This window comes from Mesorhizobium sp. M0437, assembly GCF_040321335.1.
In the GTDB taxonomy this organism is placed as follows: domain Bacteria; phylum Pseudomonadota; class Alphaproteobacteria; order Rhizobiales; family Rhizobiaceae; genus Mesorhizobium.
This window is the reverse complement of sequence record NZ_JAMYRK010000024.1, coordinates 63,227-84,017: the sequence shown is the minus strand read 5'-3', so window position 1 is coordinate 84,017 and position 20,791 is coordinate 63,227. Positions and strand designations below refer to the sequence as shown.

General features: G+C 61.8%; 25 protein-coding genes and 1 pseudogene. 8 read left to right on the top strand and 18 right to left on the bottom strand.

All coding sequences use genetic code 11. The features are described from left to right. Positions 1-274: 274 nt before the first annotated feature. Positions 275-829 carry a DUF4142 domain-containing protein gene (locus NKI72_RS17490; protein ID WP_352834221.1) on the bottom strand — a complete coding sequence of 185 codons (555 nt, stop codon included), beginning with the start codon at positions 827-829 and terminating at the stop codon, positions 275-277. 238 nt (positions 830-1,067) lie between these two features. Between NKI72_RS17490 and NKI72_RS17485 the strand changes: the two genes are divergently transcribed. Further along, positions 1,068-1,298 (top strand): hypothetical protein, encoded by a 231-nt coding sequence (locus NKI72_RS17485; RefSeq protein ID WP_352473085.1) that lies wholly within the window; start codon positions 1,068-1,070, stop codon positions 1,296-1,298. A gap of 78 nt (positions 1,299-1,376) precedes the next feature. Here NKI72_RS17485 and NKI72_RS17480 read toward each other — a convergent pair whose 3' ends face one another. Continuing rightward, positions 1,377-1,814 carry a hypothetical protein gene (locus NKI72_RS17480; RefSeq protein ID WP_352539853.1) on the bottom strand — a complete coding sequence of 146 codons (438 nt, stop codon included), beginning with the start codon at positions 1,812-1,814 and terminating at the stop codon, positions 1,377-1,379. Between the two features lie 183 nt (positions 1,815-1,997). Here NKI72_RS17480 and NKI72_RS17475 point away from each other — a divergent pair, with 183 nt between their 5' ends. Beyond that, positions 1,998-2,162 (top strand): DUF3309 family protein, encoded by a 165-nt coding sequence (locus NKI72_RS17475; protein WP_023677107.1) that lies wholly within the window; start codon positions 1,998-2,000, stop codon positions 2,160-2,162. A 263-nt stretch (positions 2,163-2,425) separates the two neighbouring features. Here the strand turns inward: NKI72_RS17475 and NKI72_RS17470 are convergent, their stop codons facing one another. Then, positions 2,426-2,623, bottom strand: a complete 198-nt coding sequence (locus tag NKI72_RS17470) for a hypothetical protein (RefSeq protein ID WP_352449586.1) — start codon at positions 2,621-2,623, stop codon at positions 2,426-2,428. Between the two features lie 501 nt (positions 2,624-3,124). Between NKI72_RS17470 and NKI72_RS17465 the strand changes: the two genes are divergently transcribed. Then, the gene (locus NKI72_RS17465; protein WP_352473082.1) at positions 3,125-3,856 is read left to right on the top strand and encodes a Crp/Fnr family transcriptional regulator; all 732 of its coding nucleotides are present in this window, start codon (positions 3,125-3,127) and stop codon (positions 3,854-3,856) included. A gap of 169 nt (positions 3,857-4,025) precedes the next feature. Continuing rightward, on the top strand, positions 4,026-4,553 hold the full coding sequence (locus tag NKI72_RS17460; RefSeq protein WP_352834216.1) for a YciE/YciF ferroxidase family protein: 528 nt from the start codon (positions 4,026-4,028) through the stop codon (positions 4,551-4,553). Between the two features lie 131 nt (positions 4,554-4,684). Here NKI72_RS17460 and NKI72_RS17455 read toward each other — a convergent pair whose 3' ends face one another. Beyond that, positions 4,685-5,683 (bottom strand): ATP-dependent DNA ligase, encoded by a 999-nt coding sequence (locus NKI72_RS17455; RefSeq protein ID WP_352614259.1) that lies wholly within the window; start codon positions 5,681-5,683, stop codon positions 4,685-4,687. Between the two features lie 30 nt (positions 5,684-5,713). After that, positions 5,714-5,881 carry a hypothetical protein gene (locus tag NKI72_RS17450; protein WP_352614260.1) on the bottom strand — a complete coding sequence of 56 codons (168 nt, stop codon included), beginning with the start codon at positions 5,879-5,881 and terminating at the stop codon, positions 5,714-5,716. Positions 5,882-6,107: 226 nt separating this feature from the next. Here NKI72_RS17450 and NKI72_RS17445 point away from each other — a divergent pair, with 226 nt between their 5' ends. Both NKI72_RS17445 and NKI72_RS17440 read left to right on the top strand, forming a co-directional pair. Beyond that, positions 6,108-6,812 carry an MgtC/SapB family protein gene (locus tag NKI72_RS17445; protein ID WP_352771063.1) on the top strand — a complete coding sequence of 235 codons (705 nt, stop codon included), beginning with the start codon at positions 6,108-6,110 and terminating at the stop codon, positions 6,810-6,812. Positions 6,813-6,915: 103 nt separating this feature from the next. Continuing rightward, positions 6,916-8,178 carry a DUF763 domain-containing protein gene (locus NKI72_RS17440; protein ID WP_352769225.1) on the top strand — a complete coding sequence of 421 codons (1,263 nt, stop codon included), beginning with the start codon at positions 6,916-6,918 and terminating at the stop codon, positions 8,176-8,178. 10 nt (positions 8,179-8,188) lie between these two features. Here NKI72_RS17440 and NKI72_RS17435 read toward each other — a convergent pair whose 3' ends face one another. From NKI72_RS17435 to NKI72_RS17410, 6 genes are all read right to left on the bottom strand, one after another. Continuing rightward, on the bottom strand, positions 8,189-8,632 hold the full coding sequence (locus tag NKI72_RS17435; protein WP_023677099.1) for a PPC domain-containing DNA-binding protein: 444 nt from the start codon (positions 8,630-8,632) through the stop codon (positions 8,189-8,191). A gap of 25 nt (positions 8,633-8,657) precedes the next feature. Further along, positions 8,658-8,810, bottom strand: coding sequence for a peptide ABC transporter permease (locus NKI72_RS17430; RefSeq protein ID WP_352834211.1), 153 nt, complete (start codon positions 8,808-8,810; stop codon positions 8,658-8,660). A 105-nt stretch (positions 8,811-8,915) separates the two neighbouring features. After that, on the bottom strand, positions 8,916-10,631 hold the full coding sequence (locus NKI72_RS17425) for an HAD family hydrolase (RefSeq protein ID WP_352834210.1): 1,716 nt from the start codon (positions 10,629-10,631) through the stop codon (positions 8,916-8,918). 4 nt (positions 10,632-10,635) lie between these two features. After that, positions 10,636-11,607, bottom strand: coding sequence for an SDR family oxidoreductase (locus tag NKI72_RS17420; protein WP_352473074.1), 972 nt, complete (start codon positions 11,605-11,607; stop codon positions 10,636-10,638). Between the two features lie 62 nt (positions 11,608-11,669). Further along, the gene (locus NKI72_RS17415) at positions 11,670-12,767 is read right to left on the bottom strand and encodes an FAD-dependent oxidoreductase (RefSeq protein ID WP_352850357.1); all 1,098 of its coding nucleotides are present in this window, start codon (positions 12,765-12,767) and stop codon (positions 11,670-11,672) included. A gap of 9 nt (positions 12,768-12,776) precedes the next feature. Further along, entirely contained in the window at positions 12,777-13,100 is a 324-nt protein-coding gene (locus NKI72_RS17410) for a hypothetical protein (protein ID WP_352834204.1), read from the bottom strand. 268 nt (positions 13,101-13,368) lie between these two features. Between NKI72_RS17410 and NKI72_RS17405 the strand changes: the two are divergent. Beyond that, positions 13,369-13,751 (top strand): annotated as a pseudogene (locus NKI72_RS17405) (cytochrome c3 family protein); the annotation flags it as partial. A gap of 59 nt (positions 13,752-13,810) precedes the next feature. Here NKI72_RS17405 and NKI72_RS17400 read toward each other — a convergent pair. The 3 genes from NKI72_RS17400 to NKI72_RS17390 all read right to left on the bottom strand — a co-directional run bounded on the left by NKI72_RS17400 (position 13,811) and on the right by NKI72_RS17390 (position 16,845). Continuing rightward, positions 13,811-14,098, bottom strand: a complete 288-nt coding sequence (locus NKI72_RS17400; protein WP_352449563.1) for a hypothetical protein — start codon at positions 14,096-14,098, stop codon at positions 13,811-13,813. A gap of 467 nt (positions 14,099-14,565) precedes the next feature. Next, positions 14,566-15,966 carry a phospholipase D family protein gene (locus NKI72_RS17395; RefSeq protein ID WP_352834198.1) on the bottom strand — a complete coding sequence of 467 codons (1,401 nt, stop codon included), beginning with the start codon at positions 15,964-15,966 and terminating at the stop codon, positions 14,566-14,568. 63 nt (positions 15,967-16,029) lie between these two features. Next, the gene (locus NKI72_RS17390) at positions 16,030-16,845 is read right to left on the bottom strand and encodes an endonuclease/exonuclease/phosphatase family protein (protein WP_302893445.1); all 816 of its coding nucleotides are present in this window, start codon (positions 16,843-16,845) and stop codon (positions 16,030-16,032) included. Positions 16,846-17,027: 182 nt separating this feature from the next. On the opposite strand from NKI72_RS17390, the gene NKI72_RS17385 reads away from it, so the two are divergent. After that, positions 17,028-17,438, top strand: a complete 411-nt coding sequence (locus NKI72_RS17385) for a DUF427 domain-containing protein (protein ID WP_352473066.1) — start codon at positions 17,028-17,030, stop codon at positions 17,436-17,438. Positions 17,439-17,469: 31 nt separating this feature from the next. Here the strand turns inward: NKI72_RS17385 and NKI72_RS17380 are convergent, their stop codons facing one another. The 4 genes from NKI72_RS17380 to ku all read right to left on the bottom strand — a co-directional run bounded on the left by NKI72_RS17380 (position 17,470) and on the right by ku (position 20,779). Beyond that, positions 17,470-17,886, bottom strand: a complete 417-nt coding sequence (locus NKI72_RS17380) for an HD domain-containing protein (protein ID WP_352473064.1) — start codon at positions 17,884-17,886, stop codon at positions 17,470-17,472. A 118-nt stretch (positions 17,887-18,004) separates the two neighbouring features. Then, positions 18,005-18,376: an avidin/streptavidin family protein gene (locus tag NKI72_RS17375; protein WP_352473062.1), complete on the bottom strand. Its 372-nt coding sequence runs from the start codon at positions 18,374-18,376 to the stop codon at positions 18,005-18,007. Positions 18,377-18,451: 75 nt separating this feature from the next. Further along, positions 18,452-19,795 (bottom strand): PAS domain-containing HWE histidine kinase family protein, encoded by a 1,344-nt coding sequence (locus tag NKI72_RS17370; RefSeq protein WP_352834269.1) that lies wholly within the window; start codon positions 19,793-19,795, stop codon positions 18,452-18,454. Between the two features lie 150 nt (positions 19,796-19,945). Then, a complete protein-coding gene (gene ku, locus NKI72_RS17365) occupies positions 19,946-20,779 on the bottom strand; it encodes a non-homologous end joining protein Ku (RefSeq protein WP_352539869.1) in 834 nt (277 codons plus the stop codon). Between the last annotated feature and the right edge of the window lie 12 nt (positions 20,780-20,791).

Below are 20,791 nucleotides of genomic sequence, written 5' to 3'. Positions count from 1 at the left end.
CATTTGCAAATATCTCGCCGTAGCGCATGAAGGCAGCCTGTCCCGTTCGGAAAGCGATTTCAGCCTGTGACAGCGGCGACCAGGACGGCGCCGAAAGTCGGCGCTACTATCCTTGACGCCCCGCGAACGCCGCCTTCCATTGGATCCTCCCCGAACAAGCCGGGTAAATAACGGCACTCTCGGTGCTTTGTTCCCGGCCGTGTGGCCGGACGACAGCCGCGTCACACAGGCCGTGTTGGGGCGGCCTTTCGTTTGCAAAAGGCACTCTTCGCTCTCATTGATGTGCGGCAGCGAGGTCCTTGACGTGACGTTCGTGCATTTGCAGCACCGGCAGCGTCTTCTTGGCAAACTCCTTCATCGCGGGATCGTCGCCGGAATTCGCGTAAACGGAAAACAGCGCCACCGCTTCCTTATGCGCCTGGGTCTGCATGTCGATATATTTCGATTGGAAACTGTCCCCGCTGGCCTCCTTGAGTTGGTCGAGCAGCGCTTGGTGCTTGGTGTCCAGCGACGGGCCGGCCGGCGCGGTGGCCGAAGTCGTCTGCCCCTTGCTGAGCGCCGCCTTGAAGTCCTCGCCGGCCTTGGTATGGTCCGTGACCATTTGCGCCGCGAAGGCCTTCACATCGTCAGCCGTCGCCTGCGTCTGCGCAAGTCGGCTCGATTCGATTTCAAATGTATTGGCGATGGGCACGGTCTTGACGAATGTCGCGGTGTCAACCTTGCTCATGGTGTCGGTCGTCAGCGGCGTCAGCGTCGCCGATTGGGCAAAAACAGCCAAAGGCGCGCCGGCCATCATCGCTGCCGCAGTGATGGATAGAAGCGTTTTCATGGGGGGTCCTCCGAGGCTGATGTCATCCCTCCGATGGCTCAACGCGGAAGCTGCGACGAGGTTGCCTGGTCGCAGTGGCCACAGCCGCCGCGAGCCAAACAAATGATTTAAATAAAGGACGCCGGGCTGGGTCCTGCAAAGTGCAACGCAACCCGTAGGACCGTACGGAATCGTACAAGCTCTTTCGCTTTGCCGCAGTCTTGCTATCGTCTGCCGGGACAGATGGGTGGAGGCTTCCGTGGGGCAGATCAAGTCGCCGCTTGGAATCGGTATTGATACCGACAAAGCCGTTCATATCGTCATGGCCGACTACAATTCGGGCGACATTCTCTCGACCACTGTCGTCATAGCCGATTTGCGCAAACGCTTTCCCTGGTTCCGGCAAACCGACGAGGAACTGGTTGGCTTCATCGTTCGGGCGCTGGACGGTCGGGAGATCGCGGTCAGCTTCGACCACCGCTGCCGTTAGACGGCCGATTTTCATCACCAATGAGGCCGCGGAGCGTACGCTCCGCAGCCTCATCACAGACTATGATAAACCGGGCGCTTACTTGCCGCAGTGGTTGTCGTTCACCGTCGGCGCCATCGTGCCCGGAGACTTGCCGGTCGCGTCGGGCAGAGCCCCCTGCGGGCCTGGTGGGCAATTCCGGTCGGCATTCGAATTCGTCGTTGAGAAATCGCGAATGCTGTTGGTGATGGTCGAATCCGTGCCGGTGTCAGGGCCGCCATTATCCGGGACTACTATCGTCCGCCCGCTGCCGTCGGCAGCGGCTCCGGAGGGATCGCCGACGTTCTGGGCCATCGCTGACGTGGCCAGACCGATCGTAAGCGCCGAAGCTGCGAGAATTTTCGTGAGCATGATGCTTCTCCTTTTTACGAGGGTCGTCGCGTTGCGACTACGAAAACAACCGTTCGGGCGGGCGAAGGTTCCGACAAATTCCCCATGAATTTCAGCATGTTCTTGGGTGTTCAAGGCGGCCGCCATGCCATTCTCCGCGGGCATGCATCTGTGGACTTTTCTGACGGCCCGGCCCGGCATTTTGCTCGCCGCATGAGCGTACGCCTTACCGTCCCGCCGGAACAGGAATGCTCTTTGTGAGTTCATACCTTTGTACAATGCGACGCGCTGATGCGAATGGCGGCAGCGCAAACAAGGAGAGCAGACATCATGGGCCTTGGAACCATTCTCATCATCATCTTGGTCCTTGCCTTGCTTGGCGGCTTCAGCGGCTTGGGCGGCGGACCGTTCTATGGCACCGGCTATTACGGTGGTGGCGGCCTCGGCTTGGTGCTGCTTATCGTCATTATCCTGGTCCTGCTTGGGCGCATTTGATGCATGTCGTGCAAAAGTGTGCAGCGGTTTTGTGATAACGACATGCATAAAACATGAAGTAAGCGCGTCGCATGAGGCCGGCCAAACGCGACACGCGTTAGTGTCACGCTCGCGACAAAAACGCCTGCCGCTTGGTAATTAGCGCCGGGCGTTTTGTCGTGAAAGACTAGATTTCCAAGATCCTTGGCAAACCGGGACCCTGGCTAGAAAGGGCGACTCGGTGCCGAACCTTTCGGCGCCGAGGACGCCACCATAGCAGCAGCTTATTGTTGGCGATCGGCGGCCAGCGCTTCTTTCAGATCGGCGTTGAGCACACCCTCGTTGAACAGCGACATGATACGGGCTGCCAACCGCTCGCGGACAGGACTGTCGTCCGCAACACCCAACTCGCGGCAGCAGTCGTCGAGCGCTTTTCTCAGCACGCTCAGTTCGGCTGGAGTTGCTGCACCTTGCATCGGCATGCCATCCTCCCTTGAAAAGGGCGAAAGCGCGAAGCGTCTTTCAAGCGTCCACTCGCCGTGCCTGTGTGGACGACTCCAATTCAATTAGCGCCGCTCTCGTCCAAACTCAATGTACGGAAATTACCAAGCAGACAGTTTGGGAACGACTGCCTTGCACCTGCATTGTTGCTGCGATCCAACCCACCCCTCATTTGGATCACTGGGCGTAGCCCACGACGCCCGAATGGAGCCCGTTGCATCCCTCGCGACGGGCTCTTTTCGAGCCCGGCGATCTCAATTGTCGTTTTCGTACCAAACCGACTTTGGTACGTTTCCAACTCTAACTTTCAGTCGGATGTTTTCGTAGGCAAGCGGCAGGAGAAACTGCCGTGCATCGATTCATTTTTTTATTTAGTAGGCTCCATACCTTTCAGTGCTTATATAAGCGTTATCGTCCGCAGGTTATACCGGGCGCGGACGGCTGGGAGATAAAAAGGCTCTTGCCCTGTTTTGGGCCCAGCTATGTCTGATCCAGCAAATTCCAATAAAAATCCGTACAAAAACAAGCTGTTGCGCCGAATGAGCGCCGGCGATTTCGCCTCTCTCGAGCCGCACATCGAGCGCTGTTCGCTGGAGTTACGGCAATCGCTCGAAGTGTCCGGATCGCCGATCGAGGCCATTTATTTCCTCGAGGACGGCATCGGTTCGGTGGTTGCGAAAATGCCGAACGGCAGCGATGCGGAAGTTGGCCTTGTCGGCTTGGAAGGTATGACCGGCTCGGCCCTGATAATGGGCGACGACCGTACGGTCCATGATTGCTATGTGCAGCTGGCGGGAGAAGCTGCCAGGATCGACGCCGAGCCGTTCAAGGCGGCGCTGACGCAAAGCCCGACGCTGCGGCTGTTCTTGCTGCGCTACGTGCAATATCTGCATGTCCAGACTGGCTATACCGCGCTGGTCAACGCGCGATCGAAACTTGAAGACCGGCTGGCGCGCTGGCTTCTCATGTGTGACGATCGGGTGGACGGCGGCCGGCTGACGATCACGCACGAATTCCTGTCGATCATGCTTGGCGTAAGGCGCCCGGGTGTAACGGTCGCGCTGCAGCTGCTCGAGGGGCGAGGGCTCATCCGGTCCCGCCGCGGCGAAATTATCATCCGCGATCGCGATGGTCTCGTCGCACTGGCGGATGGCGGCTACGGCCTGGCCGAGGCCGAATATACCCGCCTGGTCGAGCATATCGGCGAGCGCTGACGGCGCTTTTCTGGCCGATTGCTGCCGCAGGTCGAAGGCCCCTGCGACACCACACAGCGGGTCGGAAAAATTTGCAAAGCTGCCGGACCGTCAGGGAACTTGTTTCCTGTCGGAGGGTTATCGGACGCCTCCACTTTGCGAGGCGGCACCAACCATTCGGGAGAGGATCATGGCGACTACGAAAAAGGCCCCGAAGGCGGCAAGCAAGGGCCTTGAGGATCTGTTCCTCGACGGGCTCAAAGACCTCTACTACGCCGAGAAGAAGATACTGAAAGCGCTGCCCAAAATGGCCAAGGGCGCGGAGTCGGAAGAAGTGACCGCCGCTTTCGAGAAACACCGCATGGAAACCGAAGGACATGTCGACCGCCTCGAGGAGGTGTTCGACAAATTCGGCAAGCCGGCCCGCGGCAAAACCTGTCCGGCCATTGACGGCATCATCGAAGAGGGCTCGGAAATGCTCGAGGAGTATAGTGGTGCTCCCGCGCTCGACGCCGGGCTTGTCGGTGCGGCGCAAGCCGTCGAGCATTACGAGATCGCTCGCTACGGCACTTTGATCGCGTGGGCGGAAGAACTCGGCAAGAGCGACGTTGTCGAGCTGCTCAGGGCAACTCTCAAGGAAGAGGTCGCGACCGACGAAGCGCTTTCCAAGCTCGGCGAAAGCGGCGTCAACGAACGCGCCATGCAGGAAGCTGCCTGATTTCAAAACCGCAACCGAGCCTTGGTTGCCAAGGCTCGGTTGGCCGCGGCGAACCGGTGAAATGATGCATTGGTCCGTCATGAACGGTAGAGCGGGCAGCAAGCGCCTTGAAGCGGTGTCTCGGATCGGACTTACTCGATCTGCTCGAACGTGCATTGCCGCGGCTCCTTGTCCGGCCGCCAGCGCAACAGCTTGGTTCCGTGCCGGAACCGGTCGCCTGTCACATGGTCGAACCGAACCTCGACCACCAGTTCAGGCTTTATCGGTTCCCATTGTCCGCTCCGCTCCGTGCTCCAGCGGCTTGGTCCGCCCGGCGCCTTGCCGGTGAAACCTGGTTTGGCCCGCAGTTTTTCCAGCCGTCTGGTCAGCGCCGCCCTGTCGTCCTTGCCGATGGTCGAGGTGAATCCGACATGATCCAGCCTGCCTTCGTTATTGTAGAGGCCGAGCAGCAGAGATCCGACTTCGTTGCTGCCGGCGAGATAGCGAAAGCCGCCGACCACGCAATCCGCAGTGCGCAGCCGCTTGACCTTGACCATGGCGCGCTCGCCGGGCCGGTATGGCCCGGCGATCAGTTTTGCAACAACACCGTCGGTCGAGCCGTGGCCGGCGCCCTGCAGCCAGCGCTCGGCGGTGGCGGCGTCGTGCGTATATTTGGACAGGTGCAGTTGGGGCCGTGCCGCCGACGCGACAAAGGCCCCAATCGCCTGCCTCCTGGTGGTGAGAGGCTCTTCGATGATGATCCTGCCGCCGGGCTCGGCCAGCATATCGAACAGGATCAGCATGGCGGGCGTCTCGAGGCTTAATTTGCGGATCCTGCTTTCGGCGGGATGGAGGCGCATTTGCAGGGCCTCGAACGAGGACGATCCGTCGACCTCGATGACAATCTCGCCGTCGGCAACAAACCGTCGCGAGCTCACATCGCGCAGCACCGCGACCAGTTCGGGAAAATAGCGGCCAAGCGGCTTGCCCGATTTTGCACGCAGATCGACGGCATCGTCGCCCTTGAACACGAGGCAGCGAAACCCGTCCCATTTCGGCTCGTATTGCCAAAGCCCGTCGCCGCCAGGGATTGCATCGGCGGCTTTGGCTTCCATCGGACGAAGGTCGAGCGGCAACGGAAATGCGGTCATGGCTGGTCCGCGCCGCCGCTACGGCATTCGCTACCGCCGTCGGCCATTCCTCTGTGCCCCGCTTTGCCGCCTCGGCGCCTTGCGGCCGGTTTGCTCGGGCGAAGGCGACAGCGGATCAACCTCGTCGGTCCCGCCGATCTCCTTGGTGATGCGATAGGCCAGATAAGCGACGGCTCCGGCAAGCAGCAAGCGGACCATGACTGCAAATCCTTCGTTGGTGTGAACCCACCAACCCGCAGGCCGAAGGTTTTGTTCCGCCGCTGCCCATCGCCGGGGTGAATCGTCGGCGGCGCAACCAAAATCCAGGCGCATCGTTTGTTGCTTATCGACGAAAAGAATTTGCGATGAAGACGCTCTTGCCCTTGTTCGCTTTGACCATGGCGCTATTCCTGGCCAGCAGCGCTTGGCCTGACGGGTGACCGCGATGCTCCTCGTTGTTCCGGTCTGGCAGGACATCGCGGCACGACTGCTTCTGACCGCGCTCGCCGGCCTGTTGATAGGCCTCAACCGCGAGGCGCGCGGGCACGCGGCGGGGCTACGCACCACCGTGCTGGTCGGATTGGCCGCCGCCATCACAATGATCCAGGCCAGTATTCTGCTCGAGACCGTTGGCAAGCACCCGGATTCGTTTGCATCGATGGACGTCTTGCGCTTTCCGCTGGGCGTGTTGACCGGCGTCGGCTTTATCGGCGGTGGCGCCATTCTTCGCCGCGGCAATCTTGTCAGCGGCGTCACCACGGCGGCCACGTTGTGGGTGATGACGGCGATCGGATTGGCTTTCGGTGGTGGCCAATACGGCTTGGGCGCGGCCGGCACGGCGCTGACGCTGGCCACCTTGCTGGTCCTGAAATGGGTGGACCTTCGAATGTCGCGCGAACACCATGCCCAGTTGGCACTGACCTGGAAGGCCGCAGCCCGACAGGAACTCGATACGATGATCGGGCCGCTTGGCTACCGGGCACGCCTCGTCGCGATAGAGAGGCGCCCAGATCTCAAGGACCCTGTGTTCTCGTTCGAGATCAGTTGGAGGCGGCCCGACACTGGGGCACCGCCAATGGATCTGCTGGCATCGGTTGGCGAGCATTGCGAGATCCAGAAGTTTGATCTCCTCAGCGAACCTGCCCGCTAGCTGGCGGCTTGCAACGATCGCGGCCTGAATCAGGCCATAGCTTCTCCACACCCCTTTCGATACCTATCTGTCGAGGCAGGACTCAAGGAGCAAGCAAAAGAGCGTGGCACAGCGATCGGGAAGTGCTGATCTCCCACTTCACGGCGGACGCGTGCCGAAATGGCTCGGCGACCGCATGACGCGGCTTGGCGCGGTCATGTGCGAGGCGATCATCCACCATTACGGCCGCGATGAATTGCTGCGCCGGCTGGCGCATCCGTTCTGGTTCCAGTCCTTTGGCGCCGTGATGGGGATGGACTGGCACTCCTCCGGCATCACCACCAGCGTCGTCGGAGCGTTGAAGCGCGGTCTGTCGCCGCTTTCCGGCGAACTCGGCATCCACGTTTGCGGCGGCCGCGGCGCGCATTCGCGCAAGACCCCGCACGAGCTTGCCCTGATCGGCGAGCGTGTCGGCCTCGACGGGCAAGGCCTGGCGACTGCCAGCCGGCTTGTCGCCAAGGTGGACAGCGCCGCGGTCCAGGACGGTTTCGATCTCTATCTGCACGGCTTCATCGTCACCGATGACGGCAACTGGGTGGTGGTGCAGCAAGGCATGAACGGCGACAGCAAGGTGGCGCGCCGCTATCACTGGCTGTCCGAGGGCCTGAAGAGCTTTGTCGACCAGCCGCATGCTGCCATCGAGGGCGCCAATCAGGGCGAGATCGTCAACCTGACCGACCGCCGCGCCGAAGCGTCGCGCCAGGGACAACTGGACCTTCTGCACGGCCTTGGACCGGATCGCATCGTGAGGGAGCTTGCCGCTTTGGAGCGGGGTTCGGCGCCAGCGCCGGAGCCGGCACAAAAGCTGCTGCCGCATCTGGTGATGCCGGCGCACCACGATGTACGCGAAAGCGATGTCGTCATGCGCCGCCTGCACGGCAACATCGCCGCGGCGGCCGAGCGCGGCCCGACAGATTTCGCCGGGCTTCTCCTGGTGCCCAATGTCGGCGCGCGCACAGTGCGGGCGCTGGCGCTCGTCGCCGAAGTGGTGCATGGCGCGCCGTGCCGATTTTCCGATCCCGGCCGCTTCTCGCTGGCGCATGGCGGTAAGGACAGGCACCCGTTCCCCGTGCCGCTGAAGGTCTATGACGAGACGATCGGCGTGCTGAAGTCGGCTGTCCAGAAGGCCAGGCTCGGCCGTGACGAAGAGATCGGCGCGTTGCGGCGGCTGGACGACCAGTCGAGGCAGGTCGAGCGCTATGTCACCGGCCCAAGCCTGAAGGAAATAGTCGCCGGGGAGTTCGAGCAATCGCATCTGCTCGGCGGCCGCAGCGTCTTCGGTTGGGAGGTCGTACCCGAAACGGCCGCAGTCAAATCAACGAAGTGATCGGCTCGGATCAAGCCTCCAAGTCGATCAGGGCGACGCCGAGTTCGGGACGGTGCCTGCGGCGCAGATGGCCAGGCGTCTCCACCAATGTGACCTCGAGCGTCGGCCGCACGATGCCGTCCAGCAGATGACCGCCCCTCGTGGTGCCGTCACTCAATCCAAGGACTGCGTGGACGTGCAAGCTGGGCCTGCCGTCGTCGCCGATGGCAACATCGCCGATCGCGCTCAGCACTTCACACTGTTCCCGGACGGGGATTTTCCGGTAGGTCCTTTCTCCAGGGTCGAACCAGCCGACGGTTGCACTTTCGAAAGCGCCGAGCGCGGTCAGCGACGCGCCGCCGACGCCACGGTCGACCGCAAATGACGTCAGCTGCGCAAACGCCTCTTCGCCGGGATCAAGCACAACGACGAACGTTCTCTGTCCGGCGCTTTCGGCAACAAGCTGTGATTTCATGATCTTGCTCCAGCCCGTCAGGAATTCAAATCCACCACACCAGCAATGCCAGCAAGACGAGACCCACCAGGCCGGCGATGAAAATGATCCGGCGCGCCCGCGTCCGCAGAACGATCTCGCCCTGCCGCGCCTGCTCCGCCGAAAAGACAGGACCATTCTTGTCCCGGTCGCTGCTCATCCATCGTCTCCTTCCGGGGCATTATTCGGCATTGAATGGATCTGGCGCCCGATAGAACACAATCTCGTTTGGCGGATGAGGTTCCACGGCGGGGCGCCGTTGCAGCTATTCCTTTGGCGCGGTGGCGGGCGCGGTATAGCGGCGGCGCACTGCGTCCAGGATGTGGTTGCGGCTCTCCTGCGCCGAAAGTGTGCCGTCTTTCTCCGCTTCAGCGGTCTCGCGCGCCAGTTCCTTGTCCCTGATCTGGTGGCGAAACCATTCGGAATAGTCGCCGGCGCGCAGATGATGTTCCCAGGTCCTGTCGTCGATGCCCTCGGCGATCTGGGCGAAAATCATCAGATTATGGGCGCGGAGGTTCATCGCATTGTCGGGGCCGCGGAAATAGAAGCTGCCCTTCTCGTCGAGCTGGCCCTCGGCATATTTGCGGCTGTGGCGCTTGAGCGACTGCCGCGGTTCGATCGGCTCGACCATGGCAGGTTTCTTGCACGCCTGCGGCCGCCAGAACAGCACGCGCTCGTCTTTTGGAGAGTTCAGGTCCTTGTCCTTTGGCGGTTCGGTGCCGGTCTCGTGACAGAACGTCTTGATGACCTTTTTCGCCTTGGGGCCGAGTGCGATGACGGCGGTGACCAGCCGCAATGCCTCGGTTGAGATCGCGTCCGGATGAACCGTGATCAGGATCGTGCCCGGCAATTCCATGGCCAGCACCATTGGCGTGTCGTCGCGCCGCTTCGGCAAGAGGTGATGCGCCTCGTCGATGATCAGCCAGTGTGGTCGTGCCGTGCGGAAGCGAACACCGCCAAGGCCCGGCAGCAGGTCGGCAAAGAAGTCCGGCCGCTCGTTAACGCGCAGCGCCAGGCCATTGACGACCAGATTGTTGTCCGGCTTCCCCAGGAGATCGAGCAGTTGCGTCTTCGTCGGCGCGTTCGAGCCGTCGCCCAGCCGGACGGCGCCTTCGAGGCCGTCATAGTCGCCTTCCGGATCGAAGATGCAGAACTGGAACTTTCTCTCGACGAAGCGCTCCGTCAGTGCGGTCGCCAGGGTCGATTTGCCGATGCCGGAGCTGCCGGCGATCAGCACCGTATCGGTTGGCGACAGATACACCTCCTTGCCATCCTCCGAGCCAAGCAGAATGCCGTCGCGGTTCGGCACAAGCTCGCGATCGCGCTCGACCACCTTGGCGATCAGTTCCTCGACGCCTTTTCCGCGCGCGCCGCGTGTCACGAGATCCGCCATATCCTTGACTGCCGGCAGTGCGTTGTCGACGGCGACGCTGAAGCCGCAGGCGCGCAGGAAGGCGTGGTCGTTTTCGGCGTCGCCGACACCGACGACGTTGTGCGGCGACAATCTGAGGTCCTGAAGCGCAGCTGTCAGCCCGGTCGCCTTGTTGATGCCGCTGGGCAGGATCATCACCGCGCCCTTGTTGAAGATGATTTCCAGCTCCAGCCCCAATTTCTTGATGACCTCGAGCGCGGTAGCCTGATGCGGTTCCCAGGTTGCGACGATCGAGCGTCCGACCGAAAGCGGTTTGACACCGCGTTTCCTGAGTTTGGCGATGAACTCGGGGGCGGGCGGCGGAGATATCGTCCGCTCCTCCTCGCTGGCCGGCGTGTAGATCAGCGCGCCGTTTTCGGCGACCACCTTGTCGAAAATCGCGACTTCGGGAAAGACGCGCTTGAGGTCGGGCAGCTCGCGCCCGGTGACGAGAATGAGTTTGCGGCCGCTCTTCTTGAACCGTTCAAGCGCCGCAAGCGTCTTCTCGGCAACGATCCCTTCATGCGCCAGCGTGCCGTCATAGTCAGTGGCCAGGGCAATGAAATACATGCCGTCAATAGCCGCCCACGATCGGCAATATCTCGCCGGTGATGTAGCTCGAGCAGTGCGGCGAGGCGAGGAACACGTAGGCCGGCGCGATCTCCTCCGGCTGGGCCGGCCGTTTCATCGGCGTGTCAGCGCCAAATTTCGAAACATCGCCGGCTTCCTTGTCCGAGGGGTTGAGCGGCGTCCAAACCGGGCCTGGCGCCACGGCGTTGACCCTTATGCCCTTCTCGACAAGGTTGCCCGAGAGCGCGCGGGTGAAGGCATGAATGCCGCCCTTGGTCATGGAGTAATCGACCAGTTGCTTCGAGCCCTCGATGCCGGTCACTGAACCGGTATTGATGATCGCCGAACCGGGTTTCATGTGCGGCACGGCCTCCTGCGCCATGTGGAAATAGCCGTAGAGGTTGGTCTTCAGCGTCGTGTCGAAATGCTCCTCGGTCAGCTCGCTGAAATCGCTGGAGTGGATCTGGAAAGCGGCGTTGTTGACCAGCACGTCGATCCGCCCAAACTCCTGCACGATCTCAGCCACCGCGTTGTGGCAGTGGTTGCGTTCGCTGACGTCCGCCTTGATCAGGATGCAGCGCCGGCCTTCCGCTTCGACGGCCCTTTTGGTATCTCTGGCGTCCCTATCCTCCGAGAGATAGACGATCGCCACATCGGCGCCTTCACGCGCATAGAGCACGGCCACCGCACGGCCGATGCCTGAATCGCCGCCGGTAATGACGGCCACTTTGCCGTCGAGCTTTTTCGATCCGATATAGTACGGCGCATCGTAAAGCGGCGCCGGCTCGATCGCCCATTCATGCCCCGGCTTCGGCTGGTGCTGCTCGGGGAAGGGCGGCTCGGGATATTTGCGGGCGCCCGCCTGCATGGCGCCTTTTTGCCTGCCATTGGATTTGGACTTGTCCTTCTCGTCGATCCGGCGCTGGATGTGCCGTTGCTTGGCGGCCTCGCCGGCGACTTCCGATTTCATCTGCATGGTCATCTCCCTGGCTTGAAACCCAACAACGCATGTCCGGCGAAAAGGTTTATGCGACCACGTCATTCCTTGAGCCCGGCGACACGCTCCAGCAGCGGCCGTTGCAGCAGCGGCAGATGGCCGACGACGCTGAAGGCCGCGTTTCTGACGCCTTGCATGATGCCGTTGTCCGATTGGGCCACCGAGAGGATGCGCTCGCTGAGCGTGATCCACCGTTGCCCCACCGGGTGGCGTTCGCTTGTGTAGCCGGCAAGCGTGCCGTCGACGAAACGCCTGGCGAATGACGCGGCGTCCTCGATGCCGAGATTCATGCCGCGCGCCCCCAACGGCGAATGCACATGCGCGGCATCGCCTCCCAGGAAGACGCATGCGGTTTGATAGCGCGGCGCCTGTCGTACCGGAATATGGAAGCGGTCGGCCCGCAACAACCGCGTGATCCGGTAATTGCCGGGGATGCGCGCCAACGCATCCTCGCTGTTTGAAACCGCGCGATAGCGCTTCTCGCCGATCGGGATGATAAAACCGACGTCGCCGTTCCTGTGAAGAAATGCGTGGGCGGCCATCGGCTCATAGGGCCAATCGTCGATGTCGGCGTCGGCAATGCTCCATTGCCGCCGATGCGTGTAGCCATCGAAGCCGATGCCGATGGCATCACGCACCGTGCTTTGCGCACCGTCGGCTCCGAAGACAAGGTCGAAACTTGCCTCGTCACGGCCGTCTGGCGCCTCGATCCGCACCTCGACCCGGCCTTTGTGCTCGGCCATGCCGATAAATGTGCTTCGCCATTCGACGTCGACGCCAAATCCCTTGACCGTGTCGGTCATCAGCGATTCGGTGTCGCGCTGCGGCAATGACAGCAGAAAATTATGGCGGTGCGGCAGGATCGAGAAATCGATCTCGCCGAGCGCTCGTCCTTCGAAGTAGAAACGGGCTCGGCGAATTTTCAATCCTTCGGCGAGCAACCGGCCAGCGACTTTGGACGGTTCAAGGATGTCGAGGCTGTGCGAACTGATGCCGACCGCCTTGGCGAGCGGCGTCGGGCCTTCCTTGCGGTCGATGATGCGAGGTGCAATGCCGCGCCTTGCCAGTTCGACTGCCGCCGTCAGCCCGGTCGGGCCGGCGCCGACGATCAGGATGGAAGCGTCCCGCGAAGCCGTCATCGTCCGGCGTCAGCTTTTTGGCAGTGCGTAGGCAATGATGTCGTCGCCGATCCTGGTCTCCATGAAATGGTGGCCGCCGGGTGCAAGGGTCGCCAGCCAGATCAGGACGTAAAGCCATACACCGGCGGTATTGCCGGCAAGCAGCAGGCTGCCGGCGGCCAGCAGGGCGATCCCGGCGGGCAGATAGTACCAGGATCCGCCCAGCGCGATCAGCCAGGCACCGCCCCCTCCGATCAGCAGGCCGAGGATCGTCAGCAGCGCGCCGACGAACATCGTCCACCAGAAGGCAACGCCGGACCGGCGGCGAATGGGATGGGAGTCGGGGATGGTCATGATGCTTATCCGGGTGAAACAGAACGTGACCTCATCCGAACGTATGGAGGGGTCGATGGTTTCCGGTCAGCCCGACCTGATGGGCCAGGGCGGGGTAACCATTCTGTGATCTCCGCTGCTCCAGCCGGAACTTACCCACGCAGCCGCAGTTAGGGGTTTTGGGGGGTGAATACGGTTTGCTGGATGCGAAATCGGCGAGGGAATGCCGCAGGTCTTTTCAAGGAGCGCCAACGGCATTTCACGTTTCGCTCTGTGGGGCGCGTGTTTCATGGCGATCTTTGCGGCTCTCGGCGGCACCGCCATCCTGCGTTCGGACTTCGTCACCGGCGTTGGCCGGCCGTTGGCGCAACCAGTGCCGTTCAGCCACAGGCACCATGTCGGCGAGCTTGGCCTCGATTGCCGTTATTGCCATAGCGGCGTCGAGACTTCGTCATCGGCGGGTCTGCCGGCGACCGAGGTGTGCATGACCTGCCATTCGCAGCTTTCACCAACGCGAACATGCTGGCGCCGGTACGGGCAAGCCTTGCCTCCGGGCAGCCATTGCAGTGGCAGCGGGTGAACAGTGTCCCCGACTTCGTCTATTTCAATCATTCGATCCATATCGCTAAAGGCGTCGCCTGCGAGACGTGCCATGGCGAGGTCGACGACATGATCGGACAATAGGCCGAAGCGGCGCACCTCGTGATGCCTTGCCTGCGCTCGGACCGGCCTCATACGGCCCGCTTTTGCCCGGCCGCCAGCGTAGAAATCTTTTGGCCGTGGCCATTGAGTTGCCGGGCCTCGTCCTCGGCTGCGTCTTCAAGCTTGGCGACGAGCAGGTCCTTGAGGTCGCCGACCTCTTCCTCGATGTCTTCGATGGGTACGCCGGCATCGGCAGCCTCTTCCTTGCATTCCCTGGCGAGGATTTCCGCCTCCCTTTCAAGCTTGATCGGAGGCGGCGGCACATGAACGTTTTCGTGGATCCAGTCCTGCAAGAATTCTATCGCACTATCACTCATGGCGCTCACCTATAGCGGCAACCTGTAGTGCACATTAACGTACGTGCTGCAAAATGGATGCTTGGCAACGCCGGATTTCGAATAGCGATACTTGACGATAGCGTGATCGCCCTAAGGGCTAGAGCTTCTGCAGCCAAATGGGATTATCGGCGTCGCGGAAATGCGGCTAGCCAGACAGTTGGAGCGGGATCATTCTGCCCTTAGGACGTGTTGCGCCGCCGCGCCGGTGCTGCTCGATTAGGATCGCCTGACGGCCGAACATCGTCATCCGCAGCAGCCGGTCGTGCCGGCCACTCGGCGGCGCGGTCCGCGCGCATTTTGCGTTTATGCGCCATCCAGAACGGCAAGAGCTCAGCAAGAAAACTGTATATCGTGGTCTTCATCGGCATGCTCCGGACACGGGTTACAACTCGTGATCCCCGAGTTCCGTTCCGACAAAGAGTTGCGTTCCGACAAATCCGTCGCTTCTACAACTGCGATTCGATCGGCAGGCACCCAACCAGCGCTGCAACGATGCGCCGATAGAGACTGGCCTCCGGTTCACGCGAATATTGCCGCATCTCGCCATCCGCCATGCCGAGCCACCGCAAGGCGCCTTTGTCCAGGACCAGCTGATAGCTCGTCTGCGGTGACTTTTCGTGCTCGAACAGCCGGCGCAACTCCATCACCAGATTGGTATCATGGAAAAGCACGCCCATTTCCGCATTCAACGACACCGAACGCGGATCGAAATTGAAGGAGCCGACAAACCCGAGCGTATCGTCGACCGTGAAGGCCTTGGTGTGGAGGCTGGCTCCCTTTGAACCGAAAACGGAAATGTTGGCCTGGCGGTCGAAGGGCTGCAATTCGAAAAGCTGGATACCTTTTTTAAGCAGCTTGCGGCGGCATTTGGCATAGGCGCCGTGCACGGCGGCGACGTCCGTCGCGGCGAGCGAGTTGGTCAGGATTGCAACCTCGGCGCCACGATCCACCAGCTTCGACAGGATGGCCAACCCGGTGCGGCTGGGGATGAAATAGGGCGAGACAATTTCGAGGCGCTGCCTGGTCGCCGCGATAGCGGGAAGCAGCTCTTTCGTCAGCCAGTTCCTGCGCCTTTTGCCGCGCACCTTTTCCGGCGGATCGGAAATGACACGAACGCCTTTGGTCCAGCAGACGTCGCTGTGCGCTGCAATGAACTCCGTGATCGTGCGCCAGGCACTGAGGCTGTTCAAAAGCTGGCCGTCCGCGGTCGCGTCGAGATTGTCGAGGAAATCGGCGCGCGAGCCCACCGCAGCCGGGTTGAGCAGCTGGATCGGCTTTGCCGCCTCGCAATTCCAGAACGCCTCGAATATCTGCATCGTCTGCCCTACGGCAGGACCGAGAAGCAACAGGTCGAGATCGCGAAAATTCGTCTCCGCAGCGTCGAAATAGGCATCGCCGATATTTCTTCCGCCGACGATGGCCAAGCCCTCATCGGCGATCCAGGCCTTGTTGTGCATGCGGCGGGTCATCGCAAACAGCCGGGCGACCATCTCCAGCGAGCGAAAGATGCTGCCGTTCCTCATGCCGCTGGGGTTGAACAGCCTCAGCTCGATGTTCTTGTAGCTGTTGAGCGCCAGGTAAGCAGCGTCGCTGTTGCGCGGATTGATATCGTCCAGCAGCATGCGGACGCGGACACCGCGCTCCGCCGCCTTGACGACCTCCTGCATCAGCAGCCGGCCGCTATGGTCGTCGTGCCAGAGATAGTACATCAGGTCGAGGCTGCTTGTGGCACTGCGCGCGGCAAGGATTCGCGCGGCAAACGCGTCATAATTGTCGGCGATCAGCAGCAGCCCGCTATTGCCGGCAGCGATCTTGTCCCGGGCAAACCGCGAGATGGCTGTATCCATGAAGTGCACCGATAAACATCAGCGAAGCAAACCGTCTGAAATCTGACTAACAACCCTTCAGGTTCATTCTGGTTGCAGCCGCGGCTGCCGTATCGCGTCCAGGTTCAGCCGGGCCTTGATCGGCAGATGATCGGAAGCCCGCTGCGCTAGCGGCGTCTTGTGCACCTCGATGCTGGAAATCAGGTGCGGCGGCCTGGCCAGGATGCGGTCGAGCGCAAACAGCGGAAAGCGCGACGGAAAGCTCGGCAGAACCGCATCGATCGGACCGAAATGCGGCAGCAGGGCCAGCAGCGAAGACCTGTTGCGGACGCGCCATTCGTTGAGGTCGCCGAGCAGGATTGTTGGCCGCAGAACCGGGTGCGTGGCTTCGACCAGCGCGTTGGCCTGCTGCGAGCGCGACCGCCGCAGCAAGCCGAAATGTGCGGCTATGATCCTGAGCGAGACGCCCTTCAGTTCCAGGTCCGCGATAACCGCACCGCGCGGCTCGAGGCCGGGCAGCCGGATCTGGTTCACGCTTTCGACCACGCCGCGGCGTGCCAGGATCAGATTTCCGTGCCAGCCATGGCTGCGGCGGTTTTCCGGGACATGGGTGGGGACGAGGTCGCTGTCCCGCTCGAGCGCTGCGAGATCCAGCAAACCCTGCCTGCTTCCGGTTCTTTCGTCGGCCTCCTGCAAAGCAATGATGTCGGCGTCGAGTTCCTTAACCACGGCCGCGACCCGCTCCGGATCGAACCTGCCGTCGGTGCCGACGCATTTATGCACGTTGTAGGATGCGACCGTGGTGCACGAAATTTCATTGCCGGGTGCCGTAAACCGCGGCACTTCCCTTCGCAGCGCAGCGCCAAGCGACCTTGGAAGGGTAGGCGATCGATCCAGCATGTTATCCATTTGCTGTTGAGTCGGTGAGTGGCGGCCATTGCGATTATGGCGCGTGCGGAGGTCTGAAACAACGACGACCTTGCAGAACCGTTCCACCATCCGGGCTCGGCGCGCCGGCGGTCTGGAACCCTGACGGGCAACAACACGTTTCGGAAAAGCAGCGCAGTCAACGGAGAAGTCGAATGCAGTCCTTAGCCGCAGATTCCGCCCCCCGCCCAGGCCCGCTCAGGATTGTCCCGTTCGATGGAACCGTGACCGTCCGGTTCTCCGACGCCATTATTGCGTCGAGCGAGCGGGCAAAGGTGCTCTATGAAGACGGCCATGATCCTGTTTTCTACATACCCTTCGAGGACATCTATTTCGACCTCTTGGAGAAGACGAACACGACGAGCCACGGCCCGCTGAAGGGCACGGCAAGCTATTGGCGTGTTCATGCGGTCGGTTCGTCGGCAGAAGACTTCATGTGGGCCTACGAGACGCCCGACACCCCGGCATTGGCGATCGCCCGCCACGGTGCGTTCGATCCCGGCAGGGCGCGGATCGACGCCGATCCCGCGGAAGACAAGCGACACACGCCGCACGTCACCGAGTAGACCCACATCGGCGACAGCCGCCAGCGGTCCGTCAGCTCGCGAACTCTTCTCTGAGGATGCGCAGGCCGTCTTCGTATTTCGCCGTCGAGGCCCCGATCTGCCGTGCCTGCCATAGATTGTCGGCAAGATCGGCGCGCTTGACAGGCAACGCCAGCGGGTTGGCCGCAGCCCTGCGAACGAACGCGGCATCGTCCTCGTTCGGCAGCCGCGTCATGGCGTCGACGGCAGACACGATGGACGGCCCGAACCCGGCCGCCTCAAGCCGGTCGCGGTTCCAGCCGTCGCCTTTTTCGATGACGTCGTGAAGATAGGCGATAGCTTTCTGGTCGAGCGTTTCGACGGCATCGACGAGCCGGCGGCAATGTTCGATATATGGCCGCCCTGTCTTGTCCGTCTGCCCGGCATGAGCCTGTTCGGCGATTTTCGCTGCGCGATAAAGCACGCTCATTGGGTCGACCCCGTAACGAACAGAGCATGTCCTGGCGCACCAACGCGCCATCGTCGGTGCGAGTTCCTACGCGCCGCGGGACCCTGCTGCCTCACTTGTGAGCGGCGGGCGCGACGCGTCAGGACACGCGTTCAAAACTGTCGAGGCTGGTTCCAAAGGCGCGCCAGGCGGGCAGTTTCCTGGCTCGGGCCGGGGCACCTTCCTTTTCCGCCGACAAAGCGGCATCCGCAACGGTGTGCCACAGCATCTCCAGCTTCCCATCCCTGAGAATGCCGGTATAGCTCACCGCTGCGGCTCCGACCCGCCCTTCGGCCGCGCAAGTGAAGCCGATGACATCTCCATGGCAGGCTCCCAACAGCGGCAACGTCATGCCGAAAAATGCGCTGTCCTCCAGCGCCGTCCTGAAGGTTCCGTTGATCCGTCCGCCCTCTTCGCTGGTCAGTTCGACCACCGACCCGTACTGGTTTTGCCAGATGCCCAGCCAACTCATCGCTGCTCCTCCTGATTGCCTCCATGGGGATTGTGCTGCCACACGGCCGCCAAGCCGCGGCCGGTGTAGCTGCCTTCAATCAGCCGCGATGCCAGCCGTCGACATCTGCACGAAGCGCAGCGGCGCTTCCAGCGTCCAGCTGATGCCGTGCCTGGCGAATTCCAGGCGGCCGGTGCCGCTGAGCGCCTGCGGCGTGACGCGTTTGAGCACAACCGTTCCGAACCCGCGTCGCGTGTTTTCATCCACCAATGGCCCGTCCAGTTCCCGCCAGACAAAGCGGAAGCCATCGCTGCCGTCGGCGGCTGGCGTCACGGTCCATTCGGCCTCGACCCGTCCGTCATGGTGCGACAGCGCTCCGTGCTTTACCGAATTCGTGGCCAGCTCGTGAAAGGCAATGCCGAGATATTGCACCGCGTTCGGCTGCAGCATGATCATCGGCCCGCTCATCGACAGACGGGCCTGTGTCGCGAAGGCCTTGGTCTGGGCATGGATCAGTTCGCCGATAGTCGCCCCACGCCATTCGGCATCGACCAGCAGATCGTGCGATTCCGATAGCGCCATGATGCGTTCCCGGACCTGTGAAAGGAAAGCCTCTGGCGTCCCCGCCAGCTTGCTGGTCTCGCGGATCATCGAGACGATCACCGAATATTGGTTTTTGACGCGGTGGTTCACTTCGCGCATGAGTGTGCGGATGCGCCGTTCGCTCTCCTTGTGCGGGCTGATGTCGCGCGCGATCTTGGAGGCGCCGATGATACGCCCAATGCCGTCGCGTATCGGCGAGATGGTGAGCGAAACCGGTACCAGGGTGCCATCCTTGCGCTGCCGGATAGTCTCGTATGAAGGAATCCGTTCGCCGGCGCGAATGCGGCTGATGATCATGGCTTCCTCATCCAGGTGGTCGGGCGGGATGAGGATCGTCACCGGGCGCCCGATCGCCTCGGCGGGCGTGTAGCCGAACAGGCGTTGTGCCGCGTCGTTCCAACTGGTGATAATGCCGTTCAGGTCTTTCGACACGATCGCGTCCATCGAGGATTCGACGATGGCAGCGAGCCTCATGCCGGCGTCGTCAGCCAGCGCCTGGGTGCGCAGGTCGAGCAGGGTGTTGATAGCGCCGACGACCTCACCGCACACATTGCGAAGCAGGACCGGGTGCGCGCTGAACGGGATGAACTGGCCGTCCGGCCGCTCGGCGATCGCCCGGCCCCCACGAACGTCCCGCTCCTCCAGCAAGGCAACGGCCATCGGACATTCGTCATGCGCCATCGGTCGCCCATCAAGGTGGCGAAGCTTCCATGAACCGCACCAGCGGTCCTGGCCAAGCATCGGACGATGTCCCCAGAGATCGGCAGCGGCTTCGTTGAAGAAGGTGATGTAGCCCTGTCTGTCGGTGGTGTAGACAGCCACAGGCAACGCCTGCATCAGATCGGCGGAAGAAACTTGCGGGATTCCGCCAGTCCTTAGTTCAACGACGTCCACCAGTCCCCCGCTCCGCTTGGATTGCCGACGGATTGCTACGTCATCTAAATGCGCGCGAGTGTTTTCGGTTCCGTTCGATCTGCTTTCGGACATTCAGGCCGATTTGCGTTTCGCCGCCGCCCTCGGACTTTTGTTCGGAGCCTTGCCGCCCTCCTGCGCCAGGCTCTTGCGCAGAACATCGGCGAGATTGACGACGTTCGTCCTCGGCTCGGGTGCCGGCTTGGGCGGTTTCTTGCCCTTGCGCTTGGCGTCGATCATCGCAACCAGCGCCTGTTCATAAGTGTCTTCGAACTTCGACGGGTCGAATTTGGCCGGCTTCTTGTCGATCAGCAGTTGCGCGATTTCCAGCATCTCGGGATCGACCTTGCGAGCCTTCAGCCCTTCGAACACCGCGTCCGCCGCGACCACTTCATTGTGGTTGCGTAGTTCCGTCATTACCATGCCCTTGCCAAGCGGCTGGATCAGCACCTCTCGGCCACGCTGGTACAGCACGACGCAGGAGCGGGCTGCCACTTTCTTCCTGGCCATGGCGTCCCGGATCACCGCGAAAGCCTCCGTGGAGGGCGCGTCGGCCGGAACCAGATAATAGGGTTTTTCGAGGTAGCGTGCGTCGATTTCGGCGGCGGGCACGAACTCGCCGATCTCGAGCGTATGCTGCGATACCATCTTCAGTTTCTTGATTTCGTCCGGCTCTATATGGATGAACTCGCCCTTTTCGACCTCATAGCCTTTTACCTGCTCCGCCGCCTCGACCGTGTCGCCGGTCTCCTCGTCGATATAAGCGCTCTTGACCGGGAGACCGTCCTTGCGGTTCAGGATCCTGAAATGCACTTTCTCGGCCTCGCTGACGGCGCCGATGATCTTGACGCCACAGGAAACCGATCCGACTTTCATAAAGCCCTTCCAGGCAGCTCGCGGCGTCGCCATGTCGATCACTCA

Bases quoted from the DNA above. Each gene is read 5' to 3' on its own strand.
- NKI72_RS17490 (WP_352834221.1), bottom strand. From the start codon at position 829: ATGAAAACGCTTCTATCCATCACTGCGGCAGCGATGATGGCCGGCGCG.
- NKI72_RS17480 (WP_352539853.1), bottom strand. From the start codon at position 1,814: ATGGCGGCCGCCTTGAACACCCAAGAACATGCTGAAATTCATGGGGAA.
- NKI72_RS17475 (WP_023677107.1), top strand. From the start codon at position 1,998: ATGGGCCTTGGAACCATTCTCATCATCATCTTGGTCCTTGCCTTGCTT.
- NKI72_RS17470 (WP_352449586.1), bottom strand. From the start codon at position 2,623: ATGCCGATGCAAGGTGCAGCAACTCCAGCCGAACTGAGCGTGCTGAGA.
- NKI72_RS17465 (WP_352473082.1), top strand. From the start codon at position 3,125: ATGTCTGATCCAGCAAATTCCAATAAAAATCCGTACAAAAACAAGCTG.
- NKI72_RS17460 (WP_352834216.1), top strand. From the start codon at position 4,026: ATGGCGACTACGAAAAAGGCCCCGAAGGCGGCAAGCAAGGGCCTTGAG.
- NKI72_RS17455 (WP_352614259.1), bottom strand. From the start codon at position 5,683: ATGACCGCATTTCCGTTGCCGCTCGACCTTCGTCCGATGGAAGCCAAA.
- NKI72_RS17450 (WP_352614260.1), bottom strand. From the start codon at position 5,881: ATGGTCCGCTTGCTGCTTGCCGGAGCCGTCGCTTATCTGGCCTATCGC.
- NKI72_RS17445 (WP_352771063.1), top strand. From the start codon at position 6,108: ATGCTCCTCGTTGTTCCGGTCTGGCAGGACATCGCGGCACGACTGCTT.
- NKI72_RS17435 (WP_023677099.1), bottom strand. From the start codon at position 8,632: ATGAAATCACAGCTTGTTGCCGAAAGCGCCGGACAGAGAACGTTCGTC.
- NKI72_RS17430 (WP_352834211.1), bottom strand. From the start codon at position 8,810: ATGAGCAGCGACCGGGACAAGAATGGTCCTGTCTTTTCGGCGGAGCAG.
- NKI72_RS17425 (WP_352834210.1), bottom strand. From the start codon at position 10,631: ATGTATTTCATTGCCCTGGCCACTGACTATGACGGCACGCTGGCGCAT.
- NKI72_RS17420 (WP_352473074.1), bottom strand. From the start codon at position 11,607: ATGCAGATGAAATCGGAAGTCGCCGGCGAGGCCGCCAAGCAACGGCAC.
- NKI72_RS17415 (WP_352850357.1), bottom strand. From the start codon at position 12,767: ATGACGGCTTCGCGGGACGCTTCCATCCTGATCGTCGGCGCCGGCCCG.
- NKI72_RS17410 (WP_352834204.1), bottom strand. From the start codon at position 13,100: ATGACCATCCCCGACTCCCATCCCATTCGCCGCCGGTCCGGCGTTGCC.
- NKI72_RS17400 (WP_352449563.1), bottom strand. From the start codon at position 14,098: ATGAGTGATAGTGCGATAGAATTCTTGCAGGACTGGATCCACGAAAAC.
- NKI72_RS17395 (WP_352834198.1), bottom strand. From the start codon at position 15,966: ATGGATACAGCCATCTCGCGGTTTGCCCGGGACAAGATCGCTGCCGGC.
- NKI72_RS17390 (WP_302893445.1), bottom strand. From the start codon at position 16,845: ATGCTGGATCGATCGCCTACCCTTCCAAGGTCGCTTGGCGCTGCGCTG.
- NKI72_RS17385 (WP_352473066.1), top strand. From the start codon at position 17,028: ATGCAGTCCTTAGCCGCAGATTCCGCCCCCCGCCCAGGCCCGCTCAGG.
- NKI72_RS17380 (WP_352473064.1), bottom strand. From the start codon at position 17,886: ATGAGCGTGCTTTATCGCGCAGCGAAAATCGCCGAACAGGCTCATGCC.
- NKI72_RS17375 (WP_352473062.1), bottom strand. From the start codon at position 18,376: ATGAGTTGGCTGGGCATCTGGCAAAACCAGTACGGGTCGGTGGTCGAA.
- NKI72_RS17370 (WP_352834269.1), bottom strand. From the start codon at position 19,795: ATGCAGGCGTTGCCTGTGGCTGTCTACACCACCGACAGACAGGGCTAC.
- ku (WP_352539869.1), bottom strand. From the start codon at position 20,779: ATGGCGACGCCGCGAGCTGCCTGGAAGGGCTTTATGAAAGTCGGATCG.